Here is a 20,469-nt window from a genome sequence, read left to right on the forward strand (position 1 = left end):
CAGCCCGACCTTTAGGTGGCAAAGGGGTGGCTCGCTTGAATGAGAACCTAATGCCACCTAAAGGGAACGCCCTTAGAATTATTTACTAAAAATAGGTGATTTTTCTTCTTTGACTTCGGTAACAAAGTACTTAGTGTCGCCCCACCAAGGAAAGGTTTTGTAGCGTTCTACATAGGTTACTTTGACATAACGGCCTTCTAGGGAACGCAGTTTTTGGATGGTGGCTTCGTCTTTATCTAAAATTGAAAAAGCAAAGATTTTGTTACCGGAGAGTCCTTGGCTTAATTCGCCTTCCCAGGTTTTGAACACATAGCCTTTGTGGCTGAACTTGATTAATTCGCCTGTGCGACTTCCTTCGCTATAGTTGGCGTAATAAAAAAAGGTGAAAAATAAGGCGATTCCTGCAATAAGTACACCTATGGAAATGAATAAAAATTTGCGTAACATAAGGGTTTATTTATTGAATTAAAGTTGGATTGTCATTGGTTTCGGCGCGATTAATTACCGCTTCGGGCAAAGATTTTTTAGCTTTGGCTCCCATTTTTTTAAGTTTTTCAACGCTAACTACCAAGTTTCCTTTGCCTTCGACTAACTTGTTCATGGCGCCGGCATACTCGGTTTTGGCCTCGTCCATTTTTTTGCCAATTTTGATTAAATCGGTTACAAAACCTTCAAATTTATCGTACAAAGCACCTGCTTGGCGCGCTATTTCGTAAGCGTTTTCTTGTTGTTTTTGGTTGGTCCACATACTATCAATAGTGCGTAAAGTAGCCAAAAGCGTTGAAGGAGTCACAATAACAATGTTGCGTTCAAAGGCTTTGTTGTACAAGGAGGTATCTTCCTGTAGGGCTAGAGCGAAAGCAGGCTCAATAGGGACAAAGAGTAATACAAAATCAGGGCTTTCCATTTTGTAAACATCCTGATAGTTTTTTTCGCTCAACTGGTCCACATGGCGTTTTAGGGCGGTTACGTGCTCTTTGAGGTATTGTTGTTTGAAGTTTTCGTCTTCTTCATTCACATAGCGCTCGTATGCCGTTAAGGTTACTTTAGAATCGACTATCATTTTCTTGCCATCGGGTAGGTTGATGACTACATCGGGTTGCACACGATTGCCTTCTTCGTTCGTAAAGCTTTGTTGTACTTCGTATTCACGACCTTTTTCTAAGCCCGATTTTTCTAAAACACGTTCCAATACCAATTCGCCCCAGTTTCCTTGCATTTTGCTGTCGCCTTTTAGGGCTTTAGTCAAGTTGAGGGTTTCCTTGCTCATTTGGGTGTTGAGTTCTTGTAAACCAATGATTTGTTGGCGCAGGGAAGCATGGTAGTCGATGCTTTCTTTGTGGGTGTCTTCTACTTTCTTTTCAAAATGTTGGATTTTGTCGTGTAGAGGTGACAGTATGGTTTTGAGATTTTCTTTGTTTTGTTCGGCAAATTTGGTCGATTTTTCCTCAAGGATTTTATTGGCTAAATTTTCAAATTCTTTGGTGAATTTTTCTTGAAGTTGTTCTACTTCTTGTTTTTGTTCGCGGTTACGCTCTAAAAGGTTGTCAAAATCGACTTCTTTTTTAGAAAGTTGAATGGCAAAAGCTTCTTTTTCGTTGCGAATGGTTTCTTTCTCGGATTGTAACTGCTGGATATTACGCAACAGGTTTTCTTTTTCGGACTGAAAGGCTTGTTTGAGTTGTTCGATTTGAGCGAATAATCCTTTGTTTTTTTCTTCGAGCTGAATTTTTTCAGTTTTGGAACCCGCCGAGAATAGAAGTTTGCCTAGGAAAAGACCTATGGCTAAAGCAATGAGGAATGTGGCTAGTACGATAAGTGTTTCTGACATGGAATTTTTTATTTGTAAAAATAATAAAAGAAAATAGATGGAAGAAAATAGATGGAAGAAAATAGATGGGAGAAAATAGATGGGAGAGAATAGATGGGAGAGAATAGATGGGAGAGAATAGATGAGAGAGAATAGATGAGAGAAAATAGATGAGAGAGAATTTATTTTATGGCTTTTGTATTGAAATACCCAATTCTAAATTCTGATTTCTAAATTCTAAATTCTAAATTCTTTTTACTGTATTTTTGTGCCATGAACAAGCACCGTCATTTCCTTCTTCACAAGCCCCACGGCTATATCAGCCAATTTATTTATGAGAAAAAGCGCAACAAGAAAAAGTTGGGAGAATTGTACGATTTTCCAGATGGAACTATGGCAATAGGTAGGTTGGATGAGGATTCTGAAGGTCTGTTATTACTCACTACCGATGGGATGATGAGTGAAATAGTACGAAGTAAAACGGTTGAAAAAGAATACTATGCACAAGTGGATGGGGTGGTGACGCCTGAAGCTATTGAAAAATTAAAAAGTGGCGTAGAAATTGGGGTAAAGGGAGTCCGTTATACCACTAAACCTTGTGATGCTAGAATTTTAGAAACGCTTCCCGATTATATAGGTGAAGGACGACGCATACGTGACGAGCGTCATGGGCCGACGAGTTGGCTGTCCATAACACTCACGGAAGGGAAATTTCGTCAAGTGCGAAAAATGACCGCAGCGGTGGGATTTCCTACTTTACGCCTTGTACGTGTGCGTGTGGGAGCAATCGATTTGAAAGGGTTGCGGGCTGGGGAAGTGCGAGAGGTTAAAGATTTTAATATGAGTTAAGATGCGAGTGTTTGATTTGAATGATTGTTATGTAAAAGATGAAGTTTATTTTTATAAATCTGTTTTAGAATCTTATTCTTATGTATTCTTTTCAATAGTTACATTAATTGCTTCTATAGTTGCATTTTGGCTTGAAGCTGTGTTTTTAGGTTTTATGCTTACAGCATCTAGTATATTTATTTTTTATAAATTTAAAGTTTATTCGAAAGGTATAGATGAAATTCAATTGACTATCAATTTGGAGGGGGTAAGGTATAAAGACAGAGAAATAGTAAAATGGGAAAATATTGAAAATGAAAGAGTAGTGGCGCAAGAGAAAAATGTGGGTTCAGAAGATTCTTACACCATCTATTCCTTTAGTTGTTATTGTAAAAGCACTGATTCTTATGTAGTTATTAATTCAAGTGAAATAGAAATTGATATACATATTTTGGTAAGTGTTTTAAAAATATTTAGACATAGAAGTAAATCTTAGTTAATGCGCAACAACAATCTCGATATTCTTAAAATTAGCATGGCTTTTTTAGTCGTGGCTTTGCATATTTTTCCTGTTTCCAAAGTGGAAGGCGTGGTGGGTTTGATATCTTACGAAATCGCCAGTGGTATTACGCGTATTGCGGTGCCCACTTTCTTTTTGATTTCAGGATTTTTTCTGCGACATAAACTTGAAGATTCGGCTTATTTGGGAGCTTATATGCAACGATTGTTGAGTATTTATCTAGTATGGCAATTGTTGTATTTGCCTGATGTGTTGCATTATTACCATTTAGGTTGGTTTAATAAAAAAGCCTTATTGCTAAAAATGCTGTATGGCTATTGGCATTTATGGTATTTGTTGGCGACAGTCATGGCGGTAGGCTTACTGTATTGGACAAGACATTGGGCAGTTAAGGCAAAATTCGGAATGAGTTTCTTGTTGCTGGCTGTGGGCTATGCTTTTCAAATAGTAGTTCAATCGGGCGTTTGTAATGCTTTTCCAAAGGTTTTGACTTTTTATGAAAATATAGGGACGACACGTAATTTCCTTTTCTTCGGTTATCCCATGCTGTTGCTTGGAACGCTCTATGAACATTGGAATACAGTCGTTGAAAAAATAAAGCATTTGTATTTTCCGTTATGGGTAATTTTATTGGTTGAGGTCGCTTGGTATTTCAAGCATCAGGTCAAGGCAATGGATTTTTTACTGGTATTGCCATTATTGAGCATGATGACTTTTCATTGTGTGAAAACAGCGCCCAATATGTTTCAAGGCAAAATTAACGGCACTTTATCATTGGGCATTTACCTATGCCATCCGTATGCGATTCGGGTGGTGGATGCTTTTTTGCCAGAAAAAGGATTTTACGATTGGTTGCTGAAATATCCCCTGATATGTTTGTTGGCTATAGCCTTCTGGTGGTTGGTAGAACAATTGAATAAGCGTTTGCCTTATTTTTATTAACAGTTATTACTTCAAAATTTCATCAAAAAAAGCTTTCATGGCTTGCCAAGAGCGCTTGGCTGCTTTTTCATTGTAGGCAACCCCTTTGCTTTTGTCATTCCCAGCATCTTTGTGGGTGAAAGCGTGAACAGCATCTGCGTAATAAACCATTTGCCAGTCGGCATTTGCTTTACGCATTTCTTCTTGAAATGCTTTTATATCGGTTTCAGGAATAAAAAAGTCATCGGCTCCATGTAAAATGAGAACCTTTGGTTGGATAGGTGCAATAGTTCTTTCTTTATCACGACCTAATCCTCCATGAAAAGAAACGACTCCTTGTACGTTCAGATTGTTTCGGGCAGCTTCAATAGCGCCAGTACCTCCAAAACAATATCCAATGACAGCAATTTTATCTGGATTTGCTCCTGCTTTTACCAATTGGTCTAATGCTAGTTGAATTCTTTTTTGGTACTCTTTGTAATTTGTTTTGAAATATCCTGCTTGTTTTCCAGCTTCGTTGGTGTCTTTAGGTCTTTTGTCCTGACCATAAATATCCGCTACAAAAGCAATATAGCCTAGTTTGGCCAATTCGGTTGCGTTTTCTTTAGCATTGTAATCGACTCCCATCCAAGCAGGTAAAACTAAAACTCCAGCTTTATTTGGTAAACCGTTTTGAGGCAATGCCAAATGACCTTCTAATTTTTGATTTTCATCGGTATAGCTAATGGTTTTTAGTTGTGCTTGCATGGTAAAAGTTATAAAAAGGACTAAAGTAGTTATCGTTTTCATTGTTTTTGATTTGATTTTTAAAGATACATAAAATTACTTAAACACAAATTTCCCTTTTTCTTTATCAAAACTAATATCTTCATCCTCAAACAAGGTGTCAAAAGTGCCATTTTCTATGAGCAGGCAGGGTTCTGATTGCTGAAGGGAATCTTTTTTCATCACGAGCATTTCATCACTCAGTTGAATGGCTAAATCAATATCATGGGTTGAAAAAAGAATGCATTTTTGGGTTTCTTGGGCTAATTTTTTTAGCAATTTAAATAACGAAACTTTATGGTGTAAATCCAAATGCGTTGTAGGCTCGTCTAAAATAATGATGGGGGTGTCTTGGGCTAATGCACGCGCAACTAATGCTTTTTGCAATTGACCATCGCTTAATTCAAAGTGTTTTTTGTCTTTTAAATGACTGATTTCGGTGAGTTCCAGTGCCCAATTGATTTTTTCAATATCCTCCAGCGTTAATTTACCTACCCAATTGGTGTAGGGTTGACGACCTAAAGCAACCAATTCAAACACGGACAAGTTACTGGGGGGTAATTTTTCGGTTAAAACCACGCTGAGGTTTTGTGCTAATGTCAAAGCGGAATAGCTTGCTAAATTCTTGTTATTTAGTAACACTTCGCCTTGTAAGGGATTTTGAATTCCTGTTAACGTACGTAAAAGCGTTGATTTTCCAATTCCATTAGCGCCTATTAGAGTGACTAATTTTCCCTTAGCTAACGATAAATTTATCTGTTTTTGAATAGAAAGCGAGACGCCATTTTTTATATACCCTATCTTTAGGTTTTGCGTTTGTAATACCATAGAACACCTAGATTAGTAATTTCGTTTTTTGATTAATAACCAAATGATAATGGGGGCACCTACTAATGAAGTAACCGCATTAATAGGAATAGCAACTTCAAATCCTTGGGATACAATATCACAAAATAACATCACACAGATACCAGTAAGTAGGGTCGTGGTAAACAAATACAAATGTTGGCTCCCTTGAAAAATAATTCTTGCCATGTGGGGAATAGCTAAACCAATAAAGGCAATAGGTCCCACAAAAGCCGTTATCGTTCCTGTTAGTATACTCGTAATAATGATGCTGTAATTTTGAGTCTTTTGGTAAGGAACGCCCATGCTACGCGCATAATTTTCACCCAATAAAAGTGCGTCTAAATTTTTCAATAAACTTAAGGTTACCAATAATAAGCTTGCAACGATGACTAAAATTAACCAAAGGTTATGCCATGCCACACTTCCTAAATTGCCCATGGACCAAAAAGTGAATTTTTGCAATTGGTCAGCGGTAGAGAAGTAACTTAAAATGGTAATCATCGATGCGGTGAAATTGCTAAACATCAAACCAATGACTAAAATGGACATGGTGTTTTTTACCTTTTGAGCGGTAAGCATAATGGCTAAAAGAACCACAAAAGAACCCAAACTGGACGCAATGACTAGTCCATACGATGAGGTGAAAATGGGAATCAAAAAACTAGGAAGGAAACTACTGCCCATAATTACTAATGCCACCATGAGGCTAGACCCTGAACTCAGTCCTAATACATAAGGACCTGCTAAGGGATTGCGAAATAGTGTTTGCATTAATAACCCACAAACAGGTAATGCCATACCAACTACTATTGCCATCAATGCTTTGGGTAATCGAAAATTGAGGATGATGTATTCCCAAGTCGATTTGGTAGCGCCATTTCCAGTTAATATAGAAATGCTTTCTTTAAAAGGGATGTGTACTGAACCCAAACATAAATCCATAAAAAATAGGATAATTCCTAAAAGGATAATGCCTGTTATGCGTGTTTTGTTTTTCAATTTTATTTCAATCGCTAATAATAGGCATCAAAAATAAGGAAAACAGAGCATTATAAGGTGCTTTGTTTGGATTTCTAAGAAGAGATATTGTTTAAGTAATACCACTTTAACTTTGGATTTTGTTTTTAAATGAGTTTTCCTATTCAATCGGTTAAATTTTTTTAGCTCTCGATACGCTTTGCACTCAAGCAAACGATACTCCCGATTTTGTAGTTACCGTCCGTTCGATTTTTGTAATGAAATAAAAAAAAACGTATCAAGCGTGTTTATTCTTGATACGTTTTGTGTTTTAATAATAGTTGATTTTTTTTTTTTTTTCTACAGTATATCTATTGAATAGGGGTAGCGAAAGTAAAAGTGTACTCTTTTAATACTTCGGGATGAAAAATCTTAATGTAATCTTTTAAGACCTTATCGGGTTGGCTTGGAGAACATTCAAAAAAGAGAGTGCCACCCGTTGCGCCTTTTTGACCTTCAAAGGTATATACTTTTTTATTTTTATAAGCTTTAAACTGTGTATAATGCGGGTTTGATTTGCCAAAATTCACCCAGTTGGTTTCTGTCCCTGTTGCAATCCAGATGGAAGCATTTTGTCCTTTGTCAAATACTTGCTCAAACGTCAAGGGGGCGCTTCCCACCCCTTTTAAATGTTTCCAAAGATAATCCCCTTTCGCATCGGCTATAAAACGAGCTATCCAGCTTTCGCCTTTTGCCATATACCATTGGTCTTGATACATCGTTCCGTACATAACGGTAGGTTTTGTTTTTAGGTTTTGAACTAATTGAATCGCCTCTTGATAATTTTTTTTCACTTGGTCAAAATAGGATTTTGCTTCTTTTTCCTTGCCAAATAAAGCACCGAAGAATTTTATCCATTCGGCTTTTCCCAGCGGTGTTTGTTCCATCCAATCGGCTTGAATTAAAACAGGTATGCCCATTTTTTCAATTTGGGTTAAAGTAGGATTGGTACCATCCACTCCAAATGAAATCAAAGCTTGAGGGGCTAAATCAATTAGTTTTTCTAAATCAATTTTTTCGTTTTCACCCAAATTTTTAATTTTTCCAGTATCTATGCGTTTTCTAGTTTTAGGAGACGAAATGTAATCTGTATGCGGAAAACCTGTGATTTTGTTTTCCACCCCTAGAATTTCCATAAAAGGAATGTTGGTGGTTGATGTAACCACGACCTCTTTTAAAGGAACTTCAATTTTAGGGTAAGAAGCCAAACTATCAGCAATGGTCGCATGCGCCTTTGCTAATACATAGGTAAGCGGTTTTTGCGCATTAGGCCAAGGCGTAAGTACTTTTACCACGGTATAATTGTCGTATTCTTGAAGCGTAAACCCCGTGGCATCAGTTATGGTTGATGAAGTTTGACTTACATTGTCTGAGTTCGTATCATTTTTTTTGCATTGGATACTTAAGGTCAGTAGACTTATCCAAACTAGCGTGCGTATTATTTTTGGCATCATGAGATATATGATTGTTTGTTTTGATTGAATGCAAAGATAAAAGGATTGGAAGATTATTAGAATTTTAGATTAAATGATTTGAAGATTTAAAAATTTGAAAATATACACCTTAAAGACTTAAATCCGGGGTTATAACTATTTACTTTTTACTATTCACCATTCACCATTCACTATTTACTGACTACTGACCACTGATTACTGATTACTGAATACTAATTACTGTTACTATTTACCATTCACTAATCACTTTTTACTTACAAATAAATATCTTTACACTCAAAAATAATCAAATGTTATATCTTATTACAGGAGGGGAGCGTTCGGGTAAAAGTTCGTATGCGCAAGAATTAGCCATAAGTTTGAGTGACCAACCTATGTATGTGGCAACGGCACGCAAGTGGGATGGTGATTTTCAAAAGCGTATCGACCGGCATCAAAGCGAGCGTGATGAACGTTGGACGAATATTGAAGAAGAAAAGCAATTGAGTCGTATTGATTTTAGCGGTAAAGTTGCGATGATTGACTGTGTGACTCTTTGGTTAACTAACTATTTTGTAGATACTAAAAATGATATTGAATTATGTTTGCAACAAGCCAAAGCTGAAATTGAACAGTTGGTATTACAAGAAAATGCAACTATAATCATAATCACTAACGAAATTGGGATGGGCGTTCATGCGCATACTGAAGTTGGTAGAAAATTTACCGAATTGCAAGGTTGGATGAATCAGTTTATAGCTAAAAAAGCAGATAAAGTGATTTTGATGGTTTCGGGGATTCCAGTAACGATTAAAGGGTAATTCATGAAAGCAGTTTTGTCCTGGAGTGGTGGTAAAGACAGTTGTTATGCAGCCATGCAAGCCCTCAAACAAGGAATTCAGCCCACAGTATTGTTGAATATGATGAATGAAAATGGAAGGGTTTCGCGTTCGCATGGGTTAACAACGTCTATTTTAGCACAACAAGCCCAACAAATAGGCGTGCCTCTGGTGGGTATTCCAGCCACTTGGAATGCTTATGAATCAAAATACATTCAGGCGTTGCAGGATATCAAACAAACGTATGCGGTGGAAGCGGTTGTTTTTGGTGATATTGATTTAGCTCCGCATCGTGAATGGGAGGAAAAAGTGTGTGAACAAGCACAATTGCAAGCTGTTTTACCACTTTGGCAACATAATCGATTGACGTTAGTTCATGCCATGCTGGGCGAAGGGATGCAGTGTGTTATCGTGTCTTGTAATACCTTGATGGGCGTTGATTTTTTAGGAAAAACACTTGATACATCGGTTATAGAAGCTTTAGTGGCTCTAGGGGTAGACCCTTGTGGCGAAAATGGTGAGTTTCATACCGTTGTGGTCGATTGTCCTTTGTTTGCCCAGCCTATTCAATTGCCTAACTATCGAAAAGAAGTATATCAAGACTATTGCTTTTTGGTGTGGGAGGAGGATTAGTGGTCAGAATCCAGTAATCAGTGGTCAGTAATCAGTGGTCAGTAATCAGTGGTCAGTAATCAGAAGTCAGAAATTAGAATTTAGAATTTAGAAAAAGGTTCTTTACATTAAAAAAATAAAAATGGATTTAGTTCAGCAATTACAACATAAAATAGATACCAAAACAAAACCATTAGGCGCTTTGGGACAATTAGAAGAAATAGCGCTTCAAATTGGAAAAATGTTTACCACGTTAACGCCTGAAATCAAAATGCCGCACATGTTGGTTTTTGCGGGTGACCATGGAATAGCTAAGGAAGGCGTTAGCGCTTATCCAGCTGAGGTGACGCCACAAATGGTGTTGAATTTTGTGAATGGAGGTGCTGCTATTAACGTTTTTTCTCGTCAAAATGGATTGGCATTGAAAGTCATTGATGCGGGAGTGAATTTTGATTTCGATTCTAATTTGCCTATTCTACATCAAAAAGAGGCGTATGGAACTCAGTCTTTTTTAAAAGGACCTGCGATGACACCCTCACAAATGAAATCGTGTTTTGAAAAAGGAGGAGCTGTGGTGCAACAAATTTTTGAGGAGGGGTCTAATTGTGTTGGTTTTGGTGAAATGGGAATAGGAAATACCGCTACTTCATCGGTATTGATGAGTATTCTAACAGGAATTCCTATCGAAGCTTGTGTGGGGAGTGGTACTGGGGTAGTTCACGAAGCTTTGGAACGAAAAATAGCTATATTAAAAGAAGCCGTAAATAGTTACAAAGGTGAAGATACTATAGAAGCTAGGTTGGCTTATTTTGGAGGTTTTGAAATTTTTCAAATGGCTGGAGGGATGCTGAAAGCTTTTGAAAACAAAATGTTAATTTTAGTTGACGGTTTTATTAGCTCGGTAGCATTTTTAGTAGCGCAACATTACCAACCACAAATCAAACAGCAGGCTATTTTTTGTCATTGTTCGCAAGAAAAAGCACATAAAGCGATACTGAATCAATTGGAAGTAAAAGCTGTTTTAGATTTAGGTTTGCGTTTAGGTGAAGGAACAGGCGTAGCCTTAGCTTTTCCTCTTATTAAAAGTGCCGTGGCTTTCCTGAATGAAATGGCAAGCTTTGAAGAAGCTGGAGTGAGCGAGAAGTAGAATTTAGAACTTAGAGAATAGATAAAAGAGAATAGATAAAAGAGAATAGATAAAAGAGAATAGATAAAAGAGAATAGAAAATAGAATTTTGACTGTATAATCTTCTCTAGGAATTCAAAAGGCTCATAACTCCTAACTCCTAACTCATACCCGACAACTGATAACTGATAACTGATAACCGATAACTGATAACCGATAACTGATAACCGATAACTGATAACCGATAACGAATCACAAAAATGATAAAAAAACAACTAGACATATTTTTTACGGCGATGATGTTTTATACCCGTATTCCGTGTCCAAAACACATCAATCATGACCCTACATATTTGAATAAAGCAACGCGTTATTTTCCGTTGATAGGTTGGCTAGTAGGTGCAGTTTCTGGGCTTGTGTTTTTGGGAGCTAATTATTTGTTTACGCCTTTCATAGCGGTTGTTTGTAGTTTGATTGCTGGAATTTTGACAACGGGAGCTTTTCATGAAGATGGTTTTGCAGATGTTTGTGATGGTTTTGGTGGCGGATGGACGAAAGAGAAAATTTTGAAAATCATGAAAGACAGCGCTATTGGAGCTTACGGAGCCATAGGTGTTGTTTTGTTGTTGCTGTGTAAGTTTTTAGTGATTTTTGAAATCATCAATCGTATTCCTTTTGCTTTTGAAAATAAAATTCTTTTTGTCATGCTGCTGTTTTTAGTCTATCACAGCGTGAGCCGATGCAATGCGATTTCCTTGTCTTTCACCTTGCCTTATGTACGCGAGGACGAATTGAGCAAAAGCAAACCCATTGCTAAAGCGTATAGTTGGGTGGAAGTAGCGGGCGCTTTGTTCTTTGGTTTAGTTCCTTTATTGTTATTTAGTTTTTTCTATACGCCATTTTTTCTATTGGTAGTACCTGTGTTGTTTGTGGTACGTGCTTATATGGGACGTTTTTTTACCAAATGGATAGGCGGTTATACCGGTGATTGTTTAGGGGCTTTAGAACAAGTGAGCGAAGTAGCTACGTTATTAACAATTTTGTCGGTATGCAAGTTTATTTAGTACGTCATACCGAAACCGTTTGTGAAAAAGGAATTTGCTACGGACAAAGTGATGTGGCATTGATGTCAGATTTTGAACCAAATTTTATAACTATAAAGAAGCAACTCCCTGAAAAAGCCATTGTTTTTAGTAGTCCATTAATTCGTTGTACACAATTAGCCACGTATTGTTATCCTGATGATACCCTGATTTTAGAACCTCGTTTGATGGAAATGAATTTTGGCTCATGGGAATTACAAGCATGGAGTAGCATTCCTGAAAATGAGTTAAATCCATGGATGGAAGATTTTGTAAAAGTGCCAGTCCCGCAAGGAGAATCTTTTGAAATTTTATACGATAGAGTCGTGGCATTTTGGAATGAAATTCGTTTGCAGCATAGTGATATACCTATCGTTATCTTTACGCATGCGGGTGTGATTAGAAGTTTGAATTGTCATTTTACCCAACTTCCCCTTCAAGATGCCTTTACACTTAAAGTTGATTTTGGAGAAGTAATAACGTATTCCTTTTAAAAATATAGGATTTATTTACTTATATGAATTTTGTGACCGACTCAGTGTTGTGTGGGTTGTGTTGTTGATTTTTTGTTTTCGTTGTGAATTTAGTGTGTTTTATTGAGGGTATTTGTTAATAATGTGTATTTGTTTGCATTTTCTTTAATTCTGCTTATTTTTGCACTCAAATTTATGGTGTGTTGTTTCTTTTAAGGAACAATGCTTAAAAGGGAATCAGGGATTTTATTGGATTTAGAAATTAACGTTCTAATAGCTAAAGTCATCAAACTAAAATCATAAGCCTGAGCTGTACCCGCAACTGTAAGCTATCTAGCTTGTAATTATCTACTGCCACTGTTTTAGAAAATTAGAGTGTAGATTTTAGAATGTCGATTTCAAATCGAATATCAAAAATCAAAAGTCTAAAATTTAAATGGGAAGGCCAATTACAAGACGCAAGCCAGGAGACCTGCCATTGTAGTATTAATTTAATTGGAATCTTCGGGAGCTAGGATTCACAACAGCTATGCGTTTAAAAAGTTATCTATTTATCTGTTTTATTATTTTTTGTGGGCAAAGTTCATGGTCGCAAAAAAACACATCTATTTCTCTAAAAGAAGTTGTAATTGCAACGAATCATAATTCTAGTCTTAAAGTTAATCAACAGCAAAAGTTTAATGACTCAATAATTAATCAGCATCAACCTATATTGAGTGATTTGCTAAAAAACAACACTTTGCTATACTTTAAAGAATACGGACAAGGAATGCTTTCAACCGTATCTTTTAGAGGTACAACAGCTTCGCAGACTGCTGTATTATGGAACGGAATTAATATTAATTCACAATTAAACGGAAGTACCGATTTTAATACTATTTCTTTAAATGGTATTCAAAATGTTGAGGTAAAGGCTGGTGGAGGAAGTGTATTGTATGGGAGTGGAGCAATAGGAGGTACGGTGCATTTGAATAATCAGCTTGTTTATGGTGGAAAGAATCGATATGAAATTGGTTTATCTGCGGGATCTTTTGATACTTACAGTGGGAAATTTTCAGCATCGGTTCCGGGGGTAAAGACATCTTTTAATGTTGGATTTTCACATTTTCAATCCTATAACAAATACGCTTATAAAGACAAATATGATTGGCAAGGTAAGCAACGTTATAATTTGAATGCCCAATATCAATTGTCGGAAATTAATCTGAGTTTTGGTCATAAAATTAGTCCTAAAAGTAATATTAGGTTATTTTCTCAAAGTGCTTTCAATGATCGGAATTTGGCATTAACTACTGAGTCAGATCCACATGCGAAATATATAATCAATTACAGTAGGAATTTACTAGATTATAGTTTAACTACGGGTAAATTTGTTATAAACCCTAAAATAGCCTATCTCTCCGAGCGTTATCAATATTTTCCAGAATTAGAAAAAAAGGATCAATTTAGTTTTGGTGAAGCTAATACTTTTTTAGGAAGACTTAATTTGAATTATCAATTTAAAAAAACTAAAATATATTCCGTTTCGGAATGGAATTCAACCCATGGTTTTGGTGGGAGTTTTGGCGATAATAGGCGTCAGACAATCTCAGAGTCAATTTCTTTCCAGCAAAATATTTTTAGAAATTGGTTAATTGAAGGTGGATTACGAAAAGAAATAACAGCAAATTTTGAGAGTCCCTTGTTGTTTTCTTTAGGAAGTGTGTTAACATTGAAGAAATTTGCTTTAAAAGCAAGTGGGTCTAAAAATTTCAGAATACCCACTTTTAATGACTTGTATTGGGATGGACAAGGTAATCCTGATTTAAAACCTGAAACAGCTATTCAAGGCGAGTTGAGTCAAGAAGTACAATTTAAATTTTTTAAAGTAGGATTGACAGAGTTTTATAACGACATAACTCAGATGATACGTTGGATTCCTACAACTTCAGATGTATGGCGTCCGATGAATGTTGATAAAGTTAAAGTCTACGGCGGTGAGTTGTTTGCCAATGCAACAATAAAATGGAATAATGAACATTTGATCGATTTGAAAACAGGACTTTCTTATACAGCTTCTGTTAATCAAGAAACAAATAAACAATTGTTTTATACACCTTATTATAGAAGTTTTATTAATGTTAGTTATTGGTATAAATCGTTAGCTGTTTTTGTTCAAAATAATTATACAGGCAAAGTATATACAACCTCAGATAATAATGAAGAATACATTATTAAGCCCTATTGGTTAACGAACTCAGGAATAGAATATGGTTTTTATAAAAGAAAAGTTTACTTAAAAGCTATTGTAAATAATTTGTTGGACGCAAAATATACCAGTATAGATAAGCCTATGCCTGGTAGAAATTATAATTTTCAAATAACCTTTAAATTTTAAAAGATGAAATTATTCAAATTAAGTGCTGTAGCATTGTTCTCAGCATTGTCAATTGTGAGTTGTACTAAAGATGAAACTGTAGAAAACGTAAGTTTAGGAGCTTATGAAAATGGTTTTTTAGTATTGAATGAAGGCGGAAATAAGTCAGGAACTGTGACTTATATTTCGAATGATTTAGGAACAATAAAAAAAGATATTTATGGAGCAGAAAATAACGGAGATGTAATTGGTAAATATGCTCAAAATATTTTTTATAATGCTAATACTGCTTATATCGTTGCTGGAGGTTCAAATCAAGTGGTAGTAGTAGATAAAAACACTTTTAAGACTAAAACTAAAATAACTAAAGATTTTGTGGCACCTCGTTATGGGGTAGTTGTTGGGGATAAAGCTTACGTTACAAATGCAAATACTTACTCGTATGCAAATCCAGCAACTGGTAATACTGATGACTATGTAGCTGTAATAAATACAACAACTAATAGTGTTGAAAAGAAAATTGATTTAGGGATCACTGCTGATCGAATTTTAGCATATAATAATACATTATATATTACTGAACCTTATAATAGTACTAAACTGGTTATAGTTGATTTGAAAGATAATTCTGTTGATAAATCTTTAGAAATTGGATCAGGAACAAATTCAATGGAAATTAAAAACGGTATATTGTATATGTTAAATGACAATGGTTTAGTTAGTGTGAATCTTTCTAACAATCAATTAACAACTACTGTTTTAGGAAAAGATTTCGCTGGAGCAAAGAACTTAGATATCGAAGGAGATGCTTTTTTCTTTACTGTGGGAACTAAAGCTTTTAGAGGTAATATTGTAAATAGATCGGTTGATACAAAAGAAATTTTCAACTATACTTCAACTTCACAATATGGTGCAGCTTATGGTTTTAAAGTAGTTGGAGGAAATATTTTTATTGCTGATGGAGGTGATTTTGCCTCTGAAGGTAAAATTTTTGTGTACTCTACTTCAGGTAACCTAATAAAAGAAATTGGTACAGGAATTGGACCAAATGGATTTTATTAATAGGTAATATAGACTAAAAAAGGGACTCCATCGAGTCCCTTTTTTAGTCTATATACATTTCCATTTCTAGATTTCTAATAGATTTATCTATAATTTCTTCATGAGTTTTAAAATCTTTTGATTTTTGTATGCCTAGTCGGATATTTTGAATTAATCCAAGTGCTTTTGCTAAATAAGGTTCGTCAATTTCGCCTAGTTTACCCAAATTGGCTAAGTTTTCTGCAAGTTCATAGGTTGGTGTTAAACCTGAAGAATAATCGCCAAAACCATCTTTGTTAACAATTTTTAAAACTAACGGTTGCATAGCATACTTATGCGTTGGATTTAGTTTTTGCTTTTGAAAATTGGGTGAATCGTACAAAGTAATGGAACCTACATTTTTTCCTGTAGTGGTACGCCCAATTTGTATTACATTCACATAAGGCTTCAAGCCATTAATCACTAATTCGCTAGCTGATGCGGTGCTTTTTGTAGTTAAAATATACACTTTTGAAAGCCCTAACGAATTGATTGCACTTCCATTTCCTAGTGTATTTGTAAAAGGATTAATCAAATTAGCAGGATCAGTACTTGCCATATATTTACTATTCCATTGTTGCTTGGCAAAAGTTTGCCCCGTAAATTGCCCCGTAATCATACTTGCAAGTCGGGTAGCTGTAGCTACAGATCCTCCAGAATTGTAACGCAAATCTAATACAAGATCACTAATACCATTTGCTTTTAAGCTTCCAAATGCTTCATTAAGTTGAGTATCAAAAGCACTGAAAAAACCATTGTACATCAAATAACCTACTTTTTTACTTCCTAAATCAATAGTTTTTGTAAGAAAAACAGGATTTTCGGTATATGGTTTTTTTTCTAAAGTCACGCTTTGCCCATTTGGGGTTATAGCCCCGTTGTTATAGTCTGCAAGATTTAAAGTATATGATGTTTTATTAAGTAAACCTTGATAATTAGACATTGTTAAGGGGATACCATCTATAGCATAAAAAATTGTTCCTCTACTGATATTTTTGCTTGCGGCATCGCTATTAGGCATGACATATTTTACCCAACCGAAGACGTCTGTTGAGCTCCCCGTTTTTAAACTCACTCCGTATTCCATTCCGTTAGTGTCATTACTTCCGGATAAAACTTGTTCCAGTTTTGTGTAATCATTAAAAATAACGCTAAATCGGTCTATCGTTCCGCGATTGTATAATAAACTTTCAAATAAAGTTTCAGGCTTATTATAATTGTTTAAAAAAATATCCAATTCATTTTGATTTGAAAATCGACTATCATTCAAATTTGGTACATTTTCCTGATAGAGGTAGTATTTGTTGAGACCTTTCCAAACGAAATCATAAACGTCTCTATCCGAGTAATTAGGCTGATCATCAATATCAGTACAACTAAAAAGAGTACTTAAAGTTGCTAAAGCGAGTATTCTGAAAATCTTTTTTTTCATTTTTTAAGGTTTATAACGTATTTTTATAGCATCTAAGTGATGCTAACATGAAGAAAGAAAAAGTTAAAAATAGAAATTTATTTTGGTTTCTGACCTTTGCCATCGCATTTTTGGGATTTGGTTCTTATTTTTATTTTATTGAAAATCAAAATGAAACTAGTGAAAAAGCCATGTTAGGAACTTGCAATTCACCCGAAGAGGCTTTTGAAGAAACGCAAAAAGCTTTGAATTTGGTATCTACCCAATTAAATTCTGGCATAAAAAATGCTCATTCTTTGAAAGCGTATGAAAATACCACTCATAAAATTTTTAAAAAAGAATAAAATGAAAAATATATATAGTCTGTTTTTGATAGTATTGTCTTTGTCAAGTTATGCTCAAACTCCGTTTGATAAATATGAAGGTCAAGATAATGTTACCTCGGTAATCGTGAATAATAAAATGTTCGAATTAATGGCTAAGGTTAAAATGGAAACCAAAGAAGATCAAGCCTATTTGAATTTGATAAAAAAATTAGACAATCTTAAAGTTTTTAAAACGACAAGTGTTAAAACTGCTTCCGATATGCGTGCTAATGTGGAGCACTATAGCGGTAAATTGGAAGAGTTGATGCGAGTAAATGAAAACGGGAAAAGTTCTAAGATTTTTGTAAAATCGGTTGCAGGTTCAAATAATGTCAACGAGTTGTTGTTGTTTATCGAAGGTAAAGAAACGATTTTGATGTCTTTAACAGGTGAGTTTTCCTTGCAAGAAATTTCATTATTAACTAAACGAATGAATCTTCCAGGTGGTGAAGAATTAAACAAAGCTTCGAAGAAATGAAAAATAAAAAGAGGGTGTCCTAAAAGTCGAAGCTAGTTCTTGAGAATCGCTTATATGAAAACTATCTCCGATAGGTGTCCGAATATTTTAGTAAAGAAAAAGGCTGTCCTAAACTTTTTGGACAGCCTCTACTTTTTTGTGGGGCAAAAAAGGGTTTTATCTTTTGTAATACATCACAATTGATGCTTTTTCAATAGTGTTGCCATTTAAATAATATCCAACTAAAGCTGGACTAGCATTTTTGTCTAAGCCTAGTTTTTCTGTTTTTAAAGCATACACAGTAATGGTGTATTTATGAAAACCATGGCCTTCTGGAGGACAAGGACCTCCATAGCCAGCTTTTCCAAAATCGGTTAAACTTTGAATAGCTCCAGCAGGCATTAAATTTTTAGCGATATCGCCAGCGCCCGTTTTTAATTCTTTTGTGGTTGCTGGAATGTCAAATGCTAACCAATGCCACCAGCCGCTTCCTGTTGGTGCATTTTCATCATGAATAGTGATAGCATAACTTTTAGTATCTTTAGGAGCATTTTCCCAGTATAATTGTGGAGATAAGTTTTCACCTGTACAGCCAAATCCATTAAAAACCTGTTTGGTAGTTGCTTGTCCACCTAAATCGTTACTTTTAAGTGTAAAATTCTGAGCGTTAGCTGCACAAGTAGCTAAAGTTGCTAACAGAAATAAAATTTTTTTCATCTTTTTAATTTTTAAATTGATGAGGCAAAATTACAACTGATGTACGGTTTGAAAGTTACGCTTTTTGATCAAAAAAGTATTATTTTGGTTCAAATTGACTACTGTAATGTTTGGGGGCTACACCAAAATGCTTTTTGAATTCATTGCTAAAAGCAGATAAGTTTTCATAACCAAGTTCAAAACCAATATCTGATGGTCTTCTGTTCTTTTGCAATTCAATTAGCGCTTTTTCCATTTTTTTTCCTATAAAATACTTTCTTGGCGAAGTGTTGTAAGTTTCCGTGAACTTCCTTTTAAAAGTGGAAAGGCTCATATTGCACAGAAAGGCTAATTCATCGATATTTAGATTACTTAATTCATATTGTTTGATAATGTCTTTGAATGATTGTTCTTTATCTTGGAATAAAATTTTTTGAAAAAATGAACTCATGCTTTCTGAGTTTTTTTTCCAGAGATAGATAAGAATTTCTTCGAGTTTAGTTTCTGCCAAGTGATAATCGTTTTTCATATCATCGCCTAATAACATCATCGAACGTTCAAAGTTGTAAATGTAATTGTCTTTTTCAAAAACGATAATAGATTCTGTGTTTTCATTTACAGGTTGTTGATGAAGTAGAAGTTTTCTTTTTTCTACGAAATTGCTTAGGAAATTATCTGAAAAAAAGAAAAGAATACTAGCATAGGTACGATTATTTATTAGTTTCTCAGTCATTAAGCTATTTCCAGACTGAAGCATAAAGAACTTGTTGTTTTCAATAGAAATATTACTATTGTTACTGTAGACCTCCTTGTATCCTTCTAGTAAAAGACTTAGAACATTGTGGGAAAATGAAATGCGATTATTGATAGAGGATTGTGCTGCTGTATAGTAATACACCACTGAATCCATCTTGTTGTCATTACAAAAATCGAGGGGTAGATTATAGGTATGGTTGTTTTGCATTTTTTGAAAATAAACTGGATTAAATTTAGTGTTTTGTTTTCTAATACAAAAGTGTAAAAAGGAAAAGACCGTAATTTCGGTCTTTTTATTTTTTTCTAAAATCTGTTTTAGGTAAACTAGCTTCTTCTGTTTTGCTTGAAGGAGCTATCAATTGGTTTAATTCCTTGATTTCAGCTTCGGTCAAATCGCGGTAACGACCTAAGGGAACATCAAGGGAAATGTTGATGATGCGTACCCTTTTTAATCGGGTTACTTCGTAACCTAAATATTCGCACATACGACGAATCTGACGGTTAAGCCCTTGAGTTAGGATGATTTTGAAAGTAGTTGGATTAATTTGACTTACTTTGCATTTTCGGGTTACCGTACCCAAAATTGGCACCCCATTACCCATTTTTTTGATGAATTTTTCGGTTATGGGTTTATCAACGGTTACTATGTATTCTTTTTCGTGATTGTTACGAGCACGAAGAATTTTATTCACGATATCGCCATCATCAGTCATGAATATCAAGCCTTCACTGGCTTTATCCAAGCGGCCAATAGGAAAAATGCGTTTTGGATAATTGATGTAATCAACAATGTTGTTTTTAACCGTCAAGTTTGTAGTACATTCAATACCTACAGGTTTGTGAAATGCCAGATACACAGGTTTACTGGTTTTTTCACGGATAAGTTTACCATCCACACGAATTTCATCCTCAATAGAAACTTTTGTGCCTAATTCAGGAACTTTTCCATTGATAGTAATACGTCCTTGTTCTAAAAGTTTATCAGCTTCCCGACGGGAGCAATAACCTGTTTCGGATAAAAATTTATTGATTCGTGTTTTGTTTTCTTCCATAGGGCAAAGATATGACTTTGA

The 20,469-nt window shown here is 35.2% G+C and carries 22 protein-coding genes and 1 riboswitch; of the genes, 12 read left to right on the forward strand and 10 right to left on the reverse strand.

Annotated features, from left to right (window positions below; genetic code table 11):
- Positions 1–78 precede the first annotated feature (78 nt).
- Together ACQY29_RS07800 and rmuC are read right to left on the reverse strand one after the other, a co-directional pair.
- The gene (locus tag ACQY29_RS07800; RefSeq protein WP_428224658.1) at positions 79–447 is read right to left on the reverse strand and encodes a 6-phosphogluconate dehydrogenase; all 369 of its coding nucleotides are present in this window, start codon (positions 445–447) and stop codon (positions 79–81) included.
- Between the two features lie 10 nt (positions 448–457).
- Entirely contained in the window at positions 458–1,831 is a 1,374-nt protein-coding gene (rmuC, locus tag ACQY29_RS07805; RefSeq protein WP_428224659.1) for a DNA recombination protein RmuC, read from the reverse strand.
- A gap of 252 nt (positions 1,832–2,083) precedes the next feature.
- On the opposite strand from rmuC, the gene ACQY29_RS07810 reads away from it, so the two are divergent.
- Genes ACQY29_RS07810 through ACQY29_RS07820 form a run of 3 tightly spaced genes read left to right on the forward strand, consistent with a single transcriptional unit; the run spans position 2,084 to position 4,100 of the window.
- Positions 2,084–2,659 (forward strand): pseudouridine synthase, encoded by a 576-nt coding sequence (locus tag ACQY29_RS07810; protein WP_428224660.1) that lies wholly within the window; start codon positions 2,084–2,086, stop codon positions 2,657–2,659.
- 1 nt (position 2,660) lies between these two features.
- Positions 2,661–3,134 (forward strand): hypothetical protein, encoded by a 474-nt coding sequence (locus ACQY29_RS07815; protein ID WP_428224661.1) that lies wholly within the window; start codon positions 2,661–2,663, stop codon positions 3,132–3,134.
- A gap of 3 nt (positions 3,135–3,137) precedes the next feature.
- Positions 3,138–4,100, forward strand: coding sequence for an acyltransferase family protein (locus ACQY29_RS07820; protein WP_428224662.1), 963 nt, complete (start codon positions 3,138–3,140; stop codon positions 4,098–4,100).
- 6 nt (positions 4,101–4,106) lie between these two features.
- On the opposite strand, the gene ACQY29_RS07825 is transcribed toward ACQY29_RS07820, so the two are convergent.
- From ACQY29_RS07825 to ACQY29_RS07840, 4 genes are all read right to left on the reverse strand, one after another.
- The gene (locus ACQY29_RS07825; RefSeq protein WP_428224663.1) at positions 4,107–4,868 is read right to left on the reverse strand and encodes a dienelactone hydrolase family protein; all 762 of its coding nucleotides are present in this window, start codon (positions 4,866–4,868) and stop codon (positions 4,107–4,109) included.
- Between the two features lie 33 nt (positions 4,869–4,901).
- Positions 4,902–5,672, reverse strand: a complete 771-nt coding sequence (locus ACQY29_RS07830; RefSeq protein ID WP_428224664.1) for an ABC transporter ATP-binding protein — start codon at positions 5,670–5,672, stop codon at positions 4,902–4,904.
- Between the two features lie 12 nt (positions 5,673–5,684).
- On the reverse strand, positions 5,685–6,692 hold the full coding sequence (locus ACQY29_RS07835; RefSeq protein WP_428224665.1) for an iron chelate uptake ABC transporter family permease subunit: 1,008 nt from the start codon (positions 6,690–6,692) through the stop codon (positions 5,685–5,687).
- Positions 6,693–7,021: 329 nt separating this feature from the next.
- Positions 7,022–8,164: an ABC transporter substrate-binding protein gene (locus ACQY29_RS07840; protein WP_428224666.1), complete on the reverse strand. Its 1,143-nt coding sequence runs from the start codon at positions 8,162–8,164 to the stop codon at positions 7,022–7,024.
- A 290-nt stretch (positions 8,165–8,454) separates the two neighbouring features.
- Here ACQY29_RS07840 and cobU point away from each other — a divergent pair, with 290 nt between their 5' ends.
- The 7 genes from cobU to ACQY29_RS07875 all read left to right on the forward strand — a co-directional run bounded on the left by cobU (position 8,455) and on the right by ACQY29_RS07875 (position 15,693).
- The gene (gene cobU / locus ACQY29_RS07845; protein WP_428224667.1) at positions 8,455–8,964 is read left to right on the forward strand and encodes a bifunctional adenosylcobinamide kinase/adenosylcobinamide-phosphate guanylyltransferase; all 510 of its coding nucleotides are present in this window, start codon (positions 8,455–8,457) and stop codon (positions 8,962–8,964) included.
- A gap of 3 nt (positions 8,965–8,967) precedes the next feature.
- Entirely contained in the window at positions 8,968–9,615 is a 648-nt protein-coding gene (locus tag ACQY29_RS07850; RefSeq protein ID WP_428224668.1) for a diphthine--ammonia ligase, read from the forward strand.
- 115 nt (positions 9,616–9,730) lie between these two features.
- Positions 9,731–10,741 carry a nicotinate-nucleotide--dimethylbenzimidazole phosphoribosyltransferase gene (gene cobT / locus ACQY29_RS07855; RefSeq protein WP_428225893.1) on the forward strand — a complete coding sequence of 337 codons (1,011 nt, stop codon included), beginning with the start codon at positions 9,731–9,733 and terminating at the stop codon, positions 10,739–10,741.
- Between the two features lie 239 nt (positions 10,742–10,980).
- Positions 10,981–11,784 (forward strand): adenosylcobinamide-GDP ribazoletransferase, encoded by an 804-nt coding sequence (locus ACQY29_RS07860; RefSeq protein WP_428224669.1) that lies wholly within the window; start codon positions 10,981–10,983, stop codon positions 11,782–11,784.
- Positions 11,769–12,296, forward strand: a complete 528-nt coding sequence (gene cobC / locus ACQY29_RS07865) for an alpha-ribazole phosphatase (RefSeq protein WP_428224670.1) — start codon at positions 11,769–11,771, stop codon at positions 12,294–12,296. Before ACQY29_RS07860 ends, cobC begins: the two co-directional genes overlap by 16 nt.
- Before the next feature lie 158 nt (positions 12,297–12,454).
- Positions 12,455–12,769, forward strand: a riboswitch (cobalamin riboswitch).
- A 35-nt stretch (positions 12,770–12,804) separates the two neighbouring features.
- Positions 12,805–14,652, forward strand: coding sequence for a TonB-dependent receptor plug domain-containing protein (locus ACQY29_RS07870; protein ID WP_428224671.1), 1,848 nt, complete (start codon positions 12,805–12,807; stop codon positions 14,650–14,652).
- Positions 14,653–14,655: 3 nt separating this feature from the next.
- The gene (locus ACQY29_RS07875) at positions 14,656–15,693 is read left to right on the forward strand and encodes a YncE family protein (RefSeq protein WP_428224672.1); all 1,038 of its coding nucleotides are present in this window, start codon (positions 14,656–14,658) and stop codon (positions 15,691–15,693) included.
- Positions 15,694–15,736: 43 nt separating this feature from the next.
- Here the strand turns inward: ACQY29_RS07875 and ACQY29_RS07880 are convergent, their stop codons facing one another.
- A complete protein-coding gene (locus ACQY29_RS07880; protein WP_428224673.1) occupies positions 15,737–17,143 on the reverse strand; it encodes a S41 family peptidase in 1,407 nt (468 codons plus the stop codon).
- Between the two features lie 47 nt (positions 17,144–17,190).
- On the opposite strand from ACQY29_RS07880, the gene ACQY29_RS07885 reads away from it, so the two are divergent.
- Together ACQY29_RS07885 and ACQY29_RS07890 are read left to right on the forward strand one after the other, a co-directional pair.
- The gene (locus tag ACQY29_RS07885; RefSeq protein ID WP_428224674.1) at positions 17,191–17,466 is read left to right on the forward strand and encodes a hypothetical protein; all 276 of its coding nucleotides are present in this window, start codon (positions 17,191–17,193) and stop codon (positions 17,464–17,466) included.
- 1 nt (position 17,467) lies between these two features.
- Complete coding sequence (locus ACQY29_RS07890; protein ID WP_428224675.1) at positions 17,468–17,965, forward strand: DUF4252 domain-containing protein; 498 nt, start codon at positions 17,468–17,470, stop codon at positions 17,963–17,965.
- A 156-nt stretch (positions 17,966–18,121) separates the two neighbouring features.
- Here the strand turns inward: ACQY29_RS07890 and ACQY29_RS07895 are convergent, their stop codons facing one another.
- From ACQY29_RS07895 to rluF, 3 genes are all read right to left on the reverse strand, one after another.
- On the reverse strand, positions 18,122–18,661 hold the full coding sequence (locus ACQY29_RS07895; RefSeq protein ID WP_428224676.1) for a YbhB/YbcL family Raf kinase inhibitor-like protein: 540 nt from the start codon (positions 18,659–18,661) through the stop codon (positions 18,122–18,124).
- 79 nt (positions 18,662–18,740) lie between these two features.
- On the reverse strand, positions 18,741–19,604 hold the full coding sequence (locus ACQY29_RS07900) for a helix-turn-helix domain-containing protein (protein ID WP_428224677.1): 864 nt from the start codon (positions 19,602–19,604) through the stop codon (positions 18,741–18,743).
- A gap of 85 nt (positions 19,605–19,689) precedes the next feature.
- On the reverse strand, positions 19,690–20,448 hold the full coding sequence (gene rluF / locus ACQY29_RS07905) for a 23S rRNA pseudouridine(2604) synthase RluF (protein WP_428224678.1): 759 nt from the start codon (positions 20,446–20,448) through the stop codon (positions 19,690–19,692).
- Positions 20,449–20,469: the final 21 nt, after the last annotated feature.

Source organism: Flavobacterium sp., assembly GCF_965262375.1.
GTDB lineage: Bacteria > Bacteroidota > Bacteroidia > Flavobacteriales > Flavobacteriaceae > Flavobacterium.